11 protein-coding genes are annotated in these 14,282 nt (G+C 46.8%); 8 read left to right on the plus strand and 3 right to left on the minus strand.

Features of this window, described 5'->3' with window-relative positions; all coding sequences use genetic code 11:
• Positions 1 to 49 precede the first annotated feature (49 nt).
• From thrA to FHQ23_RS00450, 7 genes are all read left to right on the plus strand, one after another.
• Positions 50 to 2,509 (plus strand): bifunctional aspartate kinase/homoserine dehydrogenase I, encoded by a 2,460-nt coding sequence (gene thrA / locus FHQ23_RS00420; RefSeq protein WP_139612540.1) that lies wholly within the window; start codon positions 50 to 52, stop codon positions 2,507 to 2,509.
• Between the two features lie 8 nt (positions 2,510 to 2,517).
• The gene (gene thrB, locus FHQ23_RS00425; protein ID WP_139612553.1) at positions 2,518 to 3,462 is read left to right on the plus strand and encodes a homoserine kinase; all 945 of its coding nucleotides are present in this window, start codon (positions 2,518 to 2,520) and stop codon (positions 3,460 to 3,462) included.
• Positions 3,463 to 3,661: 199 nt separating this feature from the next.
• Complete coding sequence (gene thrC / locus FHQ23_RS00430) at positions 3,662 to 4,939, plus strand: threonine synthase (RefSeq protein WP_139612541.1); 1,278 nt, start codon at positions 3,662 to 3,664, stop codon at positions 4,937 to 4,939.
• Between the two features lie 289 nt (positions 4,940 to 5,228).
• Positions 5,229 to 7,835: a bifunctional aconitate hydratase 2/2-methylisocitrate dehydratase gene (gene acnB, locus FHQ23_RS00435; protein ID WP_139612542.1), complete on the plus strand. Its 2,607-nt coding sequence runs from the start codon at positions 5,229 to 5,231 to the stop codon at positions 7,833 to 7,835.
• A gap of 136 nt (positions 7,836 to 7,971) precedes the next feature.
• A complete protein-coding gene (locus FHQ23_RS00440) occupies positions 7,972 to 9,063 on the plus strand; it encodes a metallophosphoesterase (protein ID WP_139612543.1) in 1,092 nt (363 codons plus the stop codon).
• 115 nt (positions 9,064 to 9,178) lie between these two features.
• Positions 9,179 to 9,448: a type II toxin-antitoxin system TacA family antitoxin gene (locus FHQ23_RS00445; protein WP_132967127.1), complete on the plus strand. Its 270-nt coding sequence runs from the start codon at positions 9,179 to 9,181 to the stop codon at positions 9,446 to 9,448.
• A 2-nt stretch (positions 9,449 to 9,450) separates the two neighbouring features.
• A complete protein-coding gene (locus tag FHQ23_RS00450) occupies positions 9,451 to 9,960 on the plus strand; it encodes a GNAT family N-acetyltransferase (protein ID WP_139612544.1) in 510 nt (169 codons plus the stop codon).
• 102 nt (positions 9,961 to 10,062) lie between these two features.
• Here FHQ23_RS00450 and gyrA read toward each other — a convergent pair whose 3' ends face one another.
• Positions 10,063 to 12,738, minus strand: a complete 2,676-nt coding sequence (gyrA, locus tag FHQ23_RS00455; RefSeq protein WP_139612545.1) for a DNA topoisomerase (ATP-hydrolyzing) subunit A — start codon at positions 12,736 to 12,738, stop codon at positions 10,063 to 10,065.
• A 207-nt stretch (positions 12,739 to 12,945) separates the two neighbouring features.
• On the opposite strand from gyrA, the gene ubiG reads away from it, so the two are divergent.
• Positions 12,946 to 13,665: a bifunctional 2-polyprenyl-6-hydroxyphenol methylase/3-demethylubiquinol 3-O-methyltransferase UbiG gene (gene ubiG, locus FHQ23_RS00460; RefSeq protein WP_139612546.1), complete on the plus strand. Its 720-nt coding sequence runs from the start codon at positions 12,946 to 12,948 to the stop codon at positions 13,663 to 13,665.
• A gap of 96 nt (positions 13,666 to 13,761) precedes the next feature.
• Here the strand turns inward: ubiG and FHQ23_RS00465 are convergent, their stop codons facing one another.
• Positions 13,762 to 13,968 (minus strand): type II toxin-antitoxin system RelE/ParE family toxin, encoded by a 207-nt coding sequence (locus FHQ23_RS00465; protein WP_267963578.1) that lies wholly within the window; start codon positions 13,966 to 13,968, stop codon positions 13,762 to 13,764.
• A 14-nt stretch (positions 13,969 to 13,982) separates the two neighbouring features.
• Positions 13,983 to 14,129: a hypothetical protein gene (locus FHQ23_RS12315; protein ID WP_176552220.1), complete on the minus strand. Its 147-nt coding sequence runs from the start codon at positions 14,127 to 14,129 to the stop codon at positions 13,983 to 13,985.
• Between the last annotated feature and the right edge of the window lie 153 nt (positions 14,130 to 14,282).

Here is a 14,282-nt window from a genome sequence, read left to right on the forward strand (position 1 = left end):
TTAAGAAAAGTATTTAAAATCAACATATTAGAAAAATCAGGAGAAGATTATGCGAGTGCTTAAATTTGGAGGAACGTCGCTGGCGAATCCGGAACGCTTTTTACAGGCTGCCGGGTTGATTGAACAAGCGCATTTGAAGGATCAGGCAGCTGGCGTGTTGTCGGCACCGGCGAAAATCACCAATTATCTGGTGGCGTTGGTCGAAAAGGCAGTCGCCGGAGAAAATTTTGAACAGGATTTTAACGACGCCCTTCACATTTTCTACCGCATTATCGATGGCTTACACCAAGCCAATCCCAAACTCGACAAAATCACCCTTCTGCAAATTATTGATAACGAATTTACCCAACTGAAACAGGTATTAAGCGATATTCAGCGCAACAAACGTTGTCCTGACAGCGTGAATGCCACCATTTTGTGCCGTGGCGAAAAACTGTCGATTGCGATGATGAAAGCCTGGTTTGAGGCAAAAGGCTATTCGGTCAGCCAGATCGATCCGGTGGAAAAACTGGTGGCGAAAGGCACTTATTTGGAATCGTCGGTCAGTATCAGCAAATCCAAACCGCGCGTGGATGCCGCGTCTATCCCGAAACAAAATATCGTATTAATGGCAGGTTTCACCGCCGGTAATGAACAAGGCGAATTAGTATTACTGGGACGTAACGGCTCGGATTATTCGGCGGCAGTGTTGGCAGCGTGTCTGGATGCGGATTATTGTGAGATTTGGACTGATGTGGACGGAGTTTATACCTGCGATCCACGTCTGGTCAGTGATGCCCGTTTGTTGGACAGCCTTTCTTATCAAGAAGCGATGGAGCTTTCTTATTTCGGTGCGAAAGTGATCCATCCGCGCACTATCGGCCCGCTGGTGCGTTGCAGCATTCCTTGCGTGATTAAAAATACCGCCAATCCGGATGCGCCGGGTACTTACATCAATAATGACGTTAAATCGGACAGCTTGCAGGTCAAAGGGATTACCAATCTGGATAATGTCAGTATGTTCAATATTTCCGGTCCGGGCATGCAGGGCATGGTTGGTATGGCTGCGCGGGTGTTTTCCACCATGTCGAAAGCCGGTATTTCGGTAATTTTGATTACTCAATCTTCGTCTGAATACAGCATCAGTTTTTGTGTATTAAGCAAATCGGTCGCGATCGCTAAGCAAGCATTACAACAAGAGTTCGCTTATGAATTAGAGCATAAACAATTAGAGCCGTTGGAGATCAGCGACAATTTATCGATTGTTTCCGTGGTTGGCGACGGTATGAAAACCGCAAAAGGCATTGCCGCCCGTTTCTTTACCGCACTTGCCCGTTCTAATATCAATATTGTAGCGATTGCGCAGGGATCATCCGAACGTTCAATCTCAACTGTGGTACCGCAAAATAAATCGGTGCAGGCGGTGAAAGCTACCCACCGCGCGTTGTTCACCCATCATCAAGTAGTCGATGTGTTCGTGGTCGGCACCGGCGGTGTGGGTGGCGAGTTGGTGGATCAAATCCAACGCCAGACCGATTATCTGGAAAAAAAGAATATTGCCATTCGGGTTTACGCGCTGGCGAACTCCAAACAACTGCTGTTGAGTGAGCAGCCGCTAGATCTGAACAATTGGCGCGAACAACTGGCGCGGGTCGATGGTGAATATTCGGTCGAGCGTTTGGTAAAATTTGTGCAAGATAACAATATTGTCAATCCGGTGTTGGTGGATTGTACCTCAAATCAACAGATTGCAGATCAATACATTCATTTCCTGAGTGCCGGTTTCCATGTAGTGACACCAAATAAAAAAGCCAACACTTCCGATGTGGATTACTACCTGCGCTTAAGAGCGGTGGCCGCGCAAAATCAGCGCAAATTTATGTATGACACCAATGTCGGTGCCGGATTGCCGGTGATTGATAATCTGCAAAAACTGTTGGCAGCGGGCGACGAAGTGCTGCAATTTGACGGGATTCTGTCCGGTTCATTGTCATTTATTTTTGGCAAGCTGGAAGAGGGATTGAGCCTGTCGCAAGCCACCGCACTTGCCAAAGAAAAAGGTTTTACCGAGCCAGATCCACGTGATGATTTGTCGGGCAGTGATGTAGCACGCAAGTTGTTGATTATTGCCCGTGAAAACGGCTTGATGTTGGAACTGAAAGACGTTGAAGTGGAAGGTGTGTTGCCGCAGGGTTTTGCCGACGGCAAAAATGTAGCGGACTTTATGGCTGAGCTGCCGCAACTGGACGCTGAGTTTGCTGAACGTGTTGCTGCCGCCAAAGCCAACGGGCAGGTGTTGCGCTATGTCGGACAACTGGAAAATAGCAAATGCAAGGTTTCGATTGTGGCAGTCGATGGTGATAATCCATTGTATAAAGTGAAAAACGGGGAAAATGCCTTGGCGTTTTATACTCGTTATTACAATCCGATTCCGCTGTTATTGCGTGGTTATGGCGCCGGCAATGATGTGACCGCTGCCGGAATTTTCGCCGATATTTTGCGCACATTGCAAAATGGAGGGGGCAATTAATGTCAGAGTTGTTAAGAGTTTACGCTCCGGCGTCCAGTGCCAATATCAGCGTCGGTTTTGATACCTTAGGTGCAGCGATTTCACCGATTGACGGTTCGCTGCTGGGGGATGTGGTGCAGATTGAAACCATTCCGCAGGGGTTCGAGTTAGAAAGTGCCGGTTATTTTGTGCGCAAGCTGCCGAAGGAGCCGCAAAAAAACATTGTTTATCAAGCTTATGTATTGTTTAGCGAACGGTTAAAACTACGCAACAGCAAAGTGCGGTCACTGCGTTTAACGCTAGAAAAAAATATGCCGATCGGCTCAGGCTTAGGATCGAGCGCCTGTTCGATCGTGGCGGCGTTGGTGGCGTTGAATAAATTCCATCAAGAGCCGTTTTCCAAAATGGAACTGTTGGAGATGATGGGCGAACTGGAAGGGCGGATTTCCGGCTCGATTCACTATGACAACGTGGCGCCGTGCTTTTTGGGCGGCGTGCAACTGATGGTACAATCTTTGGGCAATATCAGCCAAACTTTGCCGTTTTTCGATCAATGGTATTGGGTGCTAGCATATCCGGGAATTGAAGTCTCCACTGCCGAAGCCCGTGCGATTTTACCGAAAAGCTACAGCCGCCAAGATGTGATCGATCATGGTCGTTATCTGGGCAGTTTTGTGCACGCTTGCCATACCCAACAAGCCAATTTAGCGGCGTTGATGATGAAAGATGTGATTGCCGAGCCGTATCGTGAGCAGTTGCTGCCGAATTATGATAATGTGAAACAGGGCTGCCGTGATCTGGGTGCTTTGGCTACCGGCATTTCCGGCTCCGGCCCGACGATTTTTGCGATCGCCCCAGATTTGGCGACTGCGAGTAAAGTGGCAACCTATTTAGAAAACAACTATTTGCAGAATAACGAGGGCTTCGTTCACGTTTGTCAGGTTGATAATCAAGGGGCAAGGCTGTTAGACTGATGTTATTCTATGACTTATACACGAGCGGAATTTATAAATAGAGTAGGGGCGGATGGCATATCCGCCCGTTTACGAAGTGCGGTATAAGCATTTATTAATAAAGAAAAAACATAAAGTGCGGTGCGGGCGGATATATAATTCGCTCCTACGTTGGCTAGGTTTAATCAGTGAATAACAAATCACAATTAAAGGATTTTTAATGAATTTATACAACATCAAACACCCAGAACAGCAAGTGAATTTTGCCCAGGCAGTGCGTCAAGGATTGGGTAAAAACCAAGGGTTGTTTTTCCCGGAAGTGATTCCACAGTTGGACAATGTTGAAGCCTTGCTGGAGCTGCCGCTTGTCGAACGCAGCCAAGCGATTTTATCGGCACTGATCGGCGAAGAGTTACCAAGTGCGGTATTGAACCAAATTATCAGCGACGCGTTCACATTCCCTGCACCGTTGGTCAAGGTGGAAGACAATATTTATGCGTTGGAACTGTTCCACGGACCAACACTTGCCTTTAAAGATTTCGGTGGGCGTTTTATGGCACGCACCTTGGCGGCAATCCGTGGCGAAGGCAAAATCACGATCTTAACCGCCACTTCCGGTGACACCGGTGCAGCGGTAGCGCATGCGTTTTACGGTTTAGATAATATCGACGTGGTGATTTTATATCCGAAAGGCAAAATCAGCCCGCTACAAGAAAAATTGTTCTGTACTTTGGGGGGCAACATCCGCACCGTAGCGATTAATGGCGATTTTGACGACTGTCAGGCGTTGGTGAAACACGCCTTTGACGATCAAGAACTGCGTGATGCGATTGGTTTAAATTCGGCAAATTCGATCAATATCAGCCGCTTACTGGCGCAAGTCTGCTACTACTTTGAAGCGGTGGCGCAGTTGCCTCAAGCGCAGCGTAATAATGTGGTGGTTTCAGTGCCGAGTGGTAATTTTGGCAACTTAACCGCAGGCTTGATCGCCAAATGGTTAGGCTTGCCGATTAAGCGCTTTATCGCCTCGACCAATGCCAACGACACCGTACCACGCTACTTAAGCAGCGGGCAATGGCAGCCGAACGCCACCGTAGCGACTTTATCCAATGCGATGGATGTGAGCCGCCCGAACAACTGGCCACGAGTGGAGGAGATCTTTAAGCGTAACGGTTGGTCTTTAAGCGAGTTACACAGCGATTCTCGCAGTGATACGGCAACTGAAACCGCACTTCAGGCAATGCAAGCCAAGGGTTATTTGTGTGAACCGCACGGTGCGATTGCTTACGATACCTTGAGTGCAGATTTGCAAGCGGGCGAAACCGGCATCTTCCTTTGCACCGCCCACCCGGCGAAATTTAAAGAGAGCGTCGATCGTATTCTTGGATTAGAGCTGCCGTTGCCGCAAGCGTTGGACAAACACAACAAACTGCCGTTGTTGTCTGATGAAATGGCAAATGATTTCAGTTTATTAAGGACTTATCTGTTGCAGCGCTAGTGAAATATCTCGCACAATGAGCTGACTAAAAGCGAGCCAAGTGGTTCGCTTTTGTGTTTTTAGTGAGCTGAAATTGCACGAATCATCGTAAAATAGAGGGCAAACCGCACTTTTATGATTTAAATCGCAAAAAATCCTTGATCTAGCCCAAATAATTTAAATAAAGTGGTAGCGTCGCACTATAGAGGGTGTAATATGTAACAATTTAATAACAATAGATTTAGCGAAGATCTGTTGTTGAGCCATAACTTACTCTACTTACTCACTATCATAATGACGAGGTGTAATGATGTCAGATTTCTTAGCCGATTATCGAGCCCATGTTGAACAACGCTTACAGCAAGGTGTGGTTGCCAAGCCGCTAGATGCAGAACAGACTGCGCAGTTGGTGGAGCTGCTGAAAAAACCAGTGGCAGGGGAAGAGGCTTTTTTAGTCGATTTATTTGAAAACAGGGTGCCGGCGGGAGTAGACGAAGCGGCGTATGTTAAGGCTTCATTTCTATCAGCATTGGTGAGTGGTGATGTTAGTTCACCGCTGATTTCGGCGCAAAGAGCGGTCGAGTTGCTTGGTACTATGCAAGGCGGCTACAATATCGAGCCGTTGCTGAAAGCGCTGGATAATCAAAAACTGGCGCCGTTGGCGGCGACCGCACTTTCTTCCACCTTGCTGATGTTTGATAATTTCCATGATGTGGTGGAAAAAGCCAATGCAGGCAATGATTACGCCAAACAAGTTTTGCACTCTTGGGCGGACGCCGAATGGTATCTTTCACGCCCGAAATTAGCCGAAAAAATCACCGTGACCGTGTTTAAAGTGACTGGCGAAACCAACACCGATGATCTGTCACCGGCGCAAGATGCTTGGTCACGTCCGGATATTCCGTTGCATGCGCTGTCGATGTTAAAAAATGAACGTGAGGGCATTCAGCCTGACGAAGCCGGGGTTATCGGCCCAATCAAACAGATTGAAAAGTTAAAACAAAAAGGCTTTCCGCTGGCGTATGTCGGTGATGTGGTCGGCACCGGATCTTCGCGTAAATCGGCGACCAATTCGGTGTTGTGGTTTATGGGCGATGATATTCCGTTCGTGCCGAATAAACGTGCTGGCGGCGTGGTATTGGGCAGCAAAATTGCACCGATTTTCTTTAATACCTTGGAAGATGCGGGGGCGTTGCCGATTGAAGTCGATGTCAACAATCTGGAAATGGGCGATGTGATCGACATTTATCCGTATCAAGGCAAAATCTGCAAACACAGCACCGATCAAATTTTGGCTGAGTTCAGATTGAAAACCAATGTGTTGCTAGACGAAGTGCGTGCCGGTGGGCGGATTCCGCTGATTATTGGTCGTGGGCTGACCCACAAAGCCCGCTGTGAACTGGGCTTGCCGGAAAATGATGTGTTTGCCAAGCCGAAAGCCACTGAGCAGAGCAGTAAAGGCTTCACACTGGCACAAAAAATGGTTGGGCGTGCCTGTGGCGTGGACGGCATTCGTCCGGGGCAATATTGTGAGCCAAGAATGACCTCAGTCGGCTCGCAAGACACCACCGGACCGATGACCCGTGATGAGTTGAAAGATTTGGCGTGTCTGGGTTTTTCAACCGATTTGGTGATGCAATCCTTCTGCCACACTGCGGCTTACCCGAAACCGGTGGATGTTACCACTCATCACACCTTGCCGGATTTCATTATGAATCGTGGCGGTGTGTCGCTGCGTCCCGGTGATGGTATTATCCACTCGTGGCTAAACCGAATGTTGTTGCCGGATACCGTCGGCACCGGCGGCGATTCCCATACCCGTTTCCCGATCGGTATTTCGTTCCCGGCGGGTTCCGGCTTGGTGGCGTTTGCTGCGGCGACCGGTGTGATGCCGTTAGATATGCCGGAATCTGTGCTGGTGCGTTTCAGCGGTACGATGCAACCGGGAATCACTTTGCGGGATCTGGTGCACGCGATTCCGTATTATGCGATTCAGCAAGGTTTGCTGACAGTAGAGAAAAAAGGTAAGAAAAATATTTTCTCAGGGCGGATTTTAGAAATCGAAGGCTTGGAAGATCTGAAAATCGAACAGGCATTCGAACTGTCTGATGCTTCGGCAGAGCGCTCGGCGGCGGCTTGTACCATTAAGCTGGATAAAGCACCGATTATCGAATATCTGAATTCGAATATCACGCTGTTGAAATGGATGATCGCCGAAGGTTATGGCGATGTACGTACCATCGAGCGCCGGATTAAAGGCATGCAGGCATGGCTGGCTGATCCGCAACTGATGCAAGCCGATGCCGATGCGGAATATGCAGCAGTGATTGACATTGATTTGAATGAAATCAAAGAGCCGATTCTGTGTGCGCCAAATGATCCGGATGATGCGCGTAAACTGTCGGACGTTGCCGGAGATAAGATTGATGAAGTCTTTATCGGTTCTTGTATGACCAATATCGGTCACTTCCGTGCGGCGGGCAAACTGCTGGATAAATTCAAAGAGGTGATCCCAACCCGTTTATGGATTGCGCCACCGACCAAAATGGACGCGGCATTGTTGACCGAAGAGGGCTACTACAGCATTTTTGGTAAAAGCGGGGCCAGAATGGAGATGCCGGGCTGTTCATTGTGTATGGGCAATCAGGCACGGGTGGCAAGCGGTGCAACCGTGGTGTCGACCTCGACCCGCAACTTCCCGAACCGTTTGGGACAAGGGGCAAATGTGTATCTGGCGTCCGCTGAATTATCAGCAATTGCCGCCTTATTGGGGCGTTTACCAACGGTGGACGAATATCTGCGCTACGCAGCCGATCTGCAAACCGATAAAGCGGATACCTACCGTTATATGAATTTCGACCAGATTAATAGCTATGTGAAAAAAGCGGATGAAGTGATTTTTCAAACGGCAGTATAAAAATGCCGCTTAAAAGTGCGGTATAAAATCTATCGTTAAATCCGATTTAATCGGTATAATGCAATCCTCTGACTTTTTGGTCAGAGGATTTTTCTTTTTTTGAAGCACTTTTTTAGGTTATTGGGGAGAGCAAATAATGCCGCCACGCTATTTAATTATCTTTGCGGTTGTGATTTTAACCGCACAACTGTTTATTTATGTCACCAATCGTGGGCTGCGCTGGTATCTGAAACCCTACATCGGGCAAAAGTGCGGTTTTCTGCTGAGTGCCTTGCTGTGGCTGCTGCCGAATATCTTAATGGCGATCACCGCCAGTCGTGTATTTCCACAATACAGAATCACCGCTTTTGTGCTGTTTTTGCTTGCCTACGCCTTTATGCTCACGCTGGGGCTGTGGCTGATCCGTTTATTGGTAAAGCGTGTCGTCAATCCGCTTAAACTTGACCGCACTTTGCGTCTGATGGCGCCGTTGCTGTATCTCTCCATCATCGGTTTTGGCTTATATAATGCCTACACCCCATATGTGCAACATTATGCAATTCAAAGCGATAAATTGCAGGGCAGTTTGCGTATTGGTTTAGTCAGCGATCTGCATTTAGGCAAACTGTTTGGTGCAAAACAGTTGGATAAATTAGCTGAGATTATGCAACAGCAACAGGTCGATATTATCCTGATGCCGGGCGATATTATGGATGATAATTTGACGTATTATCTGGCAGAAAATATGCAACCGCACTTGCAGAAATTGCGTGCACCGCTTGGTGTTTATGCCACTCTCGGCAATCACGATTTTTTCGGCGCACAACAACAAATTCGTCTGGCATTACAAGCCGCAGGGATCAATGTTCTGGCGGACGAAGCGGTTTCGATTGACAATCGTTTTGTGGTGGTCGGACGCAATGATCACCTTGATAAAACTCGTTTACCGCTAAATCAACTACTCGCTCATTTACCACAAGATAATCGCCTGCGGATCCTACTGGACCACCGCCCGGACGATATCATTGAAAACAGCCAATTGGCATTGGATCTGCAACTATCGGGGCACGCGCACAAAGGACAAGTTTTTCCGGCGAATCTGATTACTAAAGCTATTTATCCGCTGGATCACGGCTATCTTAACTTAAACAACCGCCATTTTGTGGTCACCTCCGGCTACGGCTTCTGGGGCATCCCATTTCGAATCGGCTCACAAGCGGAAGTGGTGGTGATTGATATTAATCGTTAACATTAAAAGTGCGGTCAGAATGAATTGGGGATCGCTATACTGACTTAAGGTAGCATTGCTTAATATTTAAAATATACCTATAATGTGACAAAATGGCACATTATAGGAGTTTATTATGCATACTACTGCCACGCCACGGATTACTGCGCGCATTGATCAAGATACTCAATCGTTACTACTGCAAGCTGCAAAGTTAGCGGGTATTACCAGTATTAATTCATTTGTAGTGAATGCTGCTGTCGAGAAAGCAAAAGAAATTTTGCAAGCAGAAAATTTGATTAAGTTAAATAGAGAGAGCTCTCTCAAGTTATTGTCTGCTCTAGACAATCCAGATATGGAAAATCAGAAGTTAATGCAAGCCTTTGAAGAACACTTAGGCAGATAAGTATGGTTATTGTACCGCTAAATAGTAGAATTCATGATAGAGCTGGTTTTGATTGTGGCGTTAAGCCGCTGAATAATTTTCTTAAATTAACCGCTAATCAATTGGGCGAAAGAGATCATTCAAGAAGCTATGTTCTGGTTGATCCGATACAGCCATCACAAATTATTGGTTTTTATACATTGACAATGATTAATTTTCAGTTAGATAACCTACCGCTGACCTTACAAAATAAGCATAAATTTGTTGAAAGTGCAGGATTGATCTCTCGTTTAGCTGTCGATAAACGTTTTCAAGGAAAGCGTTTTGGTTCAAAACTACTGGTTGATGCGCTGGTAAATTTAAAGCGAGCAGCTGAAATTGTCGGCTTCCCAGTTGTATTTGTTGATGCGAAAGAGGGAAGAGCGGATTTTTATAGCCAATATGGTTTTGAGCCTATTGATAAACAACGATTGTTTATGACGGTTGCGGCAATTCGAAAAATGTTATCCAAATATTCATCTGATGTAGCGTAGAGCAAAAGATGTTTTTGCTTGTTACTTGAGTGATCTGTCGATAGGACGGAAAATATCCGCCCTATCGAGTCGATAAATAGCGCTATTTATCTTAATTTGTGTTTATTCTTTGACTTCTTCTACCATTTCGATGGTATCAGTAACTTCTGAATCAATTATTTCTGATTCCTCGTCGTCCAAATCACAAATCGTTTCCAAGCTGACGACGTGTTCGTCTTCGGCGGTGCGGATCAGGCGCACGCCTTGGGTGTTACGTCCAACAGTGCTGACTTCGCTGACACGGGTGCGCACCAGTGTGCCGGCGTCGGTAATCAGCATAATTTGATCATTGTCTTCCACTTGCACTGCCGCCACGACTTTGCCGTTGCGTTCGCTGACTTTAATCGAAATCACGCCTTTGGTATTGCGTGATTTGGTCGGGTATTCGTCCAATTTGGTGCGCTTGCCGTAGCCGTTTTGCGTAGCGGTTAGAATTGCGCCATCATTTTTTGGCACGACCAGCGAAACCACTTTGTCGATATTCAGGTCAAGTGCGGTGTCCAAATCATCACCGGCACTGTCATCATTATCGTTTTCGTCGTCGCTGAGATCATTGCTGAGTGCCAGTTTGATGCCACGCACACCGGTGGCGGTGCGTCCCATAGCACGCACCGCTTCTTCGCTGAAGCGCACAACACGCCCTTGCGACGAGAACAGCATAATTTCATTGTCGCCTTCGGTGATATCCACGCCGATCAACTCGTCGTTGTCACGCAGGTTAATTGCAATCAAACCGCTGGCACGCGGACGGCTGAATTCAGTCAGTGCGGTTTTCTTCACTGTGCCGCTGGCGGTTGCCATAAAGATAAATTTATTATCAGCATATTCTGCAACCGGCAAAATAGCGGTGATACGCTCATCAGGTTGCAACGGCAGAATATTGACAATCGGGCGGCCACGCGCGCCACGGCTGGCTTGCGGCAACTGGAACACACGTAGCCAATACAGACGACCACGGCTAGAGAAGCATAAAATCGTATCGTGAGTGTTGGCAACCAATAAACGCTCGATAAAGTCTTCTTCTTTCATCTTGGTGGCGGATTTGCCCTTGCCGCCACGACGTTGTGCTTCATAGTCAGACAACGGCTGATATTTAACATAGCCCTCGTGCGATAGCGTGACCACCACATCTTCCGGTGCAATCAAATCTTCCAGATTAATATCGGCGGAACTGGCGGTGATTTCGGTACGACGTGGATCGTTAAATTGTTGGCGGATTTCTGTCAGTTCTTCACGGATAACTTCCATCAAACGTTCAGGCGTGTTTAAAATGTGTAGTAAACCACCAATAATCGTCAGTTTTTCTTTATATTCGTTCAGCAGTTCATCGTGTGCCAGTCCGGTTAGGCGATGTAAGCGCAAATCGAGAATTGCTTGTGCTTGTACTTCGGTCAGATAATAAACATTATCACGAATCCCGTATTCCGGCGCTAAATCTTCAGGACGGGCGCTGTTGACGCCGGTGGCTTCCAACATCGCTGTCACATTGCCCAATTGCCACGGTTGCGACAATAAGCCTTCTTTAGCAGCAGCCGGAGTTGGTGCTTGGCGGATCAATTCGATTACCGGATCGATATTGGCTAGCGCAATCGCCAAACCTTCTAAAATGTGCGCTCTTTCACGGGCTTTGCGCAATTCAAACACGGTGCGGCGTGTCACCACTTCACGGCGGTGCAGTACAAACGCCTCAATTAACTGCTTTAAATTTAATAGTTTTGGCTGTCCGTGATCTAAGGCAACGGTATTGATGCCGAAGGTGACCTGCAATTGTGTCAGCGAATATAAATTATTCAGCACCACTTCGCCCACTGCATCACGTTTGATCTCAATCACGATCCGCATGCCGTCTTTGTCGGACTCGTCACGCAGCGCACTGATGCCTTCGACTTTTTTCTCTTTGACTAAATCGGCAATTTTTTCGATTAAACGGGCTTTATTTACCTGATACGGAATTTCATGCACGATAATAGTTTCTTTGCCTTTAGCATCGGTTTCCACTTCTGCTCGGGCACGCACATAAATTTTACCACGCCCGGTTTTATACGCATCTTCAATCCCTTTGCGCCCGTTGATCATCGCCGCAGTCGGAAAATCGGGGCCGGGAATATAGGTCATCAATTCATCAATGGTGATGTCACTGTTGTCGATATACGCCAGACAGCCGTCGATCACCTCGCCTAAATTGTGCGGCGGAATGTTGGTTGCCATACCAACTGCAATGCCACTAGAACCGTTGACTAATAAGGCAGGAATGCGGGCTGGCAATACCTCCGGAATCTGCTCTGAGCCGTCATAGTTCGGCACAAAATCGACGGTTTCTTTGTCTAAATCCGCCAACATCGAATGGGCAATTTTGGTCATTCTGACCTCGGTATAGCGCATTGCCGCTGCCGAGTCGCCATCAATCGAACCGAAGTTGCCTTGTCCGTCGACCAGCATATAGCGCAGCGAAAACGGCTGTGCCATGCGCACAATCGTATCGTATACCGCACTGTCGCCGTGCGGATGGTATTTACCGATCACATCCCCGACCACACGTGCCGATTTACGATAAGGTTTGTTGTAGTCGTAGCCGCCGACATTCATCGCAAAAAGCACACGACGGTGCACGGGCTTTAACCCGTCGCGCACATCGGGCAAGGCACGCCCGACAATCACCGACATGGCATAATCAAGGTAGGAGGATTTTAGTTCTTCTTCAATATTGACGGGGGAAACGTCACTTGCAAATTCGCTCATTCAAAGTTTTCCTAATTGACTGAATATAAAGCTTATAAAGCGGGTAAAACCATCGCTGAAAAGTAGCCGGATTATAGCATAAAGCCCTACTTTTCCCTAATTTTATAGTGAATTTTCAAGGATAATTCTGCATAATAAAAGCCATGTTTTTAATCAGAATAAAATTGGCAAAGTGCGGTTTTATTCATTATTTGAGAAACCGATAGCATGCAAAACGTTGATCAACAGGAAATCGAAAAATTTGCCAAAATGGCGCACAGTTGGTGGGATCCACAAGGGGACTTTAAACCGATTCATCGCTTGAATCCGTTGCGCTTGGATTACATTTTGCGCCAAGCGGACGGTTTGTTCGGCAAACGGGTACTGGACGTGGGCTGCGGCGGCGGTATTCTGTCGGAAAGCATGGCGCGGCAGGGGGCGCAGGTGACGGGCATTGATATGTCGCCGCAACCGTTGCAGATCGCACACGATCACGCAGTCGAAAACGGTTTGCAGATCGATTACCGCCAAAGCACAATTGAGGATTTTTTAGCAGAGATACAGCAAACGCAAGCAGAAAAATTTGATGTCATCACCTGCATGGAGATGTTGGAACACGTTCCCGACCCAAGTGCGGTGGTGCGCAGTTGTCAAGCGCTGTTGAAACCAGATGGCGTGCTGTTTTTTTCCACCATCAACCGCACTTTGAAGGCGTGGGCATTAGTGGTGGTCGGTGCGGAATATGTGCTGAAAATGCTGCCGAAGGGCACGCACGATTATGATAAATTTATTAAACCGGCGGAGCTGATCAATTGGTGTGAGCAAGCAAATCTAGACTGTTTTGATATCACCGGCTATCACTACAATCCGCTGAGCGGCAATTTTTGCTTAAAACCTGATGTCAGTGCTAATTATATGTTGGCGGTTCGGCATGTAGAACGGGCATAAATGCTCGACTTGCATGACTTAATCGAGCGGATACTTTCGACGGCTATGAATCACGGTTAAGATAAGAATATGAGAGGTATATTCTTCATAGACAATTCAGTATCCTCGGCAAAATGTTTCTCGTATACCGTCAGCGCGTATTTTTCCCGATTTCGGAAGAAACCCAATATACTCAAATTTTTCTGATAGTTCGCCGAATAACTTGGTGGCGCTAGAAATAGAACCGGTATATTCCGAAACATTTTGCAAAATTTCACTAATGTTATTGAGAGCTTCGGGTGATAACTCAATTTTTTTAGCCATACACCACTTCTCGTTCAAACTCCTCTAATTCTTGGGCTTGAAATAGTTTCCCAATGTTTTTGGACGTCTTGTAATGGAATTGAGCCGTATTTCTCGATACTTTCGCGCCCTTTGAGAATTTTTTGTGTTAAGAATTCGTCATATCCTTTTTCTTTAAACATACGTATTCCTTATACTTTAGTTGAATTTTTTACTTAATATACTAGGGTCTGTTGATCTTTGTTTATAATTTGAGCTATAGACTATTTTTCGCCACTCTTTTGTTTTGCAAATAAATAAGGCAAAAGTCGTGAAGTTTAGTGATTCTAAACGAA

Origin of the sequence: Testudinibacter crocodili, from assembly GCF_006228025.1 — a bacterium.
Lineage (GTDB): Bacteria > Pseudomonadota > Gammaproteobacteria > Enterobacterales > Pasteurellaceae > Chelonobacter.

Bases quoted from the DNA above. Each gene is read 5' to 3' on its own strand.
- FHQ23_RS00445 (WP_132967127.1), top strand. From the start codon at position 9,179: ATGCATACTACTGCCACGCCACGGATTACTGCGCGCATTGATCAAGAT.
- ubiG (WP_139612546.1), top strand. From the start codon at position 12,946: ATGCAAAACGTTGATCAACAGGAAATCGAAAAATTTGCCAAAATGGCG.
- thrA (WP_139612540.1), top strand. From the start codon at position 50: ATGCGAGTGCTTAAATTTGGAGGAACGTCGCTGGCGAATCCGGAACGC.
- acnB (WP_139612542.1), top strand. From the start codon at position 5,229: ATGTCAGATTTCTTAGCCGATTATCGAGCCCATGTTGAACAACGCTTA.
- FHQ23_RS00440 (WP_139612543.1), top strand. From the start codon at position 7,972: ATGCCGCCACGCTATTTAATTATCTTTGCGGTTGTGATTTTAACCGCA.
- FHQ23_RS00450 (WP_139612544.1), top strand. From the start codon at position 9,451: ATGGTTATTGTACCGCTAAATAGTAGAATTCATGATAGAGCTGGTTTT.
- thrC (WP_139612541.1), top strand. From the start codon at position 3,662: ATGAATTTATACAACATCAAACACCCAGAACAGCAAGTGAATTTTGCC.
- FHQ23_RS00465 (WP_267963578.1), bottom strand. From the start codon at position 13,968: ATGGCTAAAAAAATTGAGTTATCACCCGAAGCTCTCAATAACATTAGT.
- gyrA (WP_139612545.1), bottom strand. From the start codon at position 12,738: ATGAGCGAATTTGCAAGTGACGTTTCCCCCGTCAATATTGAAGAAGAA.
- FHQ23_RS12315 (WP_176552220.1), bottom strand. From the start codon at position 14,129: ATGTTTAAAGAAAAAGGATATGACGAATTCTTAACACAAAAAATTCTC.